Origin of the sequence: Halomonas marinisediminis, assembly GCF_004347715.1 — a bacterium.
GTDB lineage: Bacteria > Pseudomonadota > Gammaproteobacteria > Pseudomonadales > Halomonadaceae > Halomonas > Halomonas icarae.
Map to the genome: position 1 here is coordinate 1 of NZ_SLTR01000039.1, position 1,636 is coordinate 1,636.

Sequence of the window (1,636 nt, forward strand, 5' to 3'; positions counted from 1 at the left end):
TCCTAATCCCCGGATAGCAGTGATAGAACCGTTCGACCACTGGGATCGGGTGGTCGATCTCCCGAATGTCGTCGTCAGCGGGCTCGATGGCGAGCATTACCGTGCCGTCTTGGCGTCTGACGACGCCCTTGCTGGCTGCAGTGCCGCCAGTCGCGCAGAGGGACCTGGCGATCCTGGCTGCCAGGATCGCGATCCCGCTGGCTCAAGACCGGTTGTGGACTACTCCAGCTGGAGGCTGGCGTGCAGCAGCCAGTCGAGCCGAAAGGCGTTCTTGGCGAAGTCCAGACGCCAACGGCGCCCGGTATGCACGAGGCGTGCGACGGCCCGAATGGCGTAGCGAATCAGAGGACGAAGCCCGTGCCGTCGGGCGTCGTTCGGCAGCACGCCGTACTGCATGCCGCGCAGCAGCATCTGGGCGAGCTGCCCACACAGGTAGAAGGCCTGATTGGCCCGGAAACACCGGCACGGCGGATGATGCAGGTCCATGTCGATCAGCGGGCCCTTGAAGGCGTTTTCCTGGCCCTGCTTGCCGCGGTGCCGGGCGACAAGCTCGGCCAGCGGCAGATCATCCCGAGACACCAGGATGATGGTGTCGACAGGAAACAGTGCCTTCTGGCGCCCCTCCTTCCAGCGACGGACGACGACATAGGCCTGCTCCGCCGGCCAGCGCCCCGGGCGGTGGTAGGTCAGCGTCGCCGTTTCACCACCGCCGATGTCCGTCCAGGCCGACTCGGGTAGCCCCTCCAGCGACTCGAGGATGGGACGCCGGTAGCCGTCGTTGGTGACGCTGATGGAGTAGTCCCAGCCCTGCTCACGGCAGAAGCGGATCAGGTCGCCGCGGTAGTAGGCGTTGTCGGCATGCAGCCAGATAGGATGCCGGTCGCCTAACAGCGGCGCGATGTCATGCGCCAGTTGCTCGCGCCACCCCACCGCCACATCGACGCCGCCGGGATGCAGGCGGCCACTGGCCCAGAGCCCGCCGACGAAGACACCATGCAGCCAGTATTGGCGGGTGCCGTCATAGCCCTTGCCGGCGCCTTCGAACAACCGGCCATCGACCTCGATGGCGGTGCCATCCACGAATACCGGCACATAGCCCAGCGTCTCGACCTGGTGGTCCAGGATCGTTGGCGCCACCTGTCGCGCCACGTGGTGAGCGATGGTCTGGAGGGCGTCGAGCTGGGCCTCCCCCATGCGCGTCAGGTATTCACCGAGGCGGCGGCCCGACGGCACCGTGCCAAGTCCCAGCAGCTGCGCCGTGGCCGGATCCTGGCGCAGTGCGTCGATATCCGAGAGCGCCCCATTACCCGAGGCGAGCGAGGCGATCAGGCTCCACAGCATCTCGGCATCACTGGCGCCACGCCGGCGCTGCTTGAGGCGAATCCGTTGGGCGATCTGCTCCAGCAGGCCGGTTTCCCGAGCCAGTTGGGCGAGGAAGGCCAGGCCGCCCTGGCCGGTAAGCTGTGCATCAGTGAAGTCGATGTCGACGGAAACGGGTTGAGGCGTTACCTTGGACATTGGCGCACCTGCTGGGTGAGTGTTGTGAGGATTTGAGCGTTTTCACACACATCCCAACAGGCTGCGCCTTTTTCGTTCAAGGCCTTGCTATGTAATGGCTGCTATCCGGGAATGGGGA

Annotated in this window: 1 protein-coding gene; it reads right to left on the reverse strand. The window is 65.5% G+C overall.

The genetic code is table 11. The features are described from left to right. Positions 1-219: 219 nt before the first annotated feature. Complete coding sequence (locus tag E0702_RS15755) at positions 220-1,518, reverse strand: IS1380 family transposase (protein WP_132045554.1); 1,299 nt, start codon at positions 1,516-1,518, stop codon at positions 220-222. Positions 1,519-1,636 lie beyond the last annotated feature (118 nt).

What these genes read in the sequence shown, in the direction of transcription:
- E0702_RS15755 (WP_132045554.1), bottom strand. Translation starts at nt 1,518, where the DNA reads ATGTCCAAGGTAACGCCTCAACCCGTTTCCGTCGACATCGACTTCACT.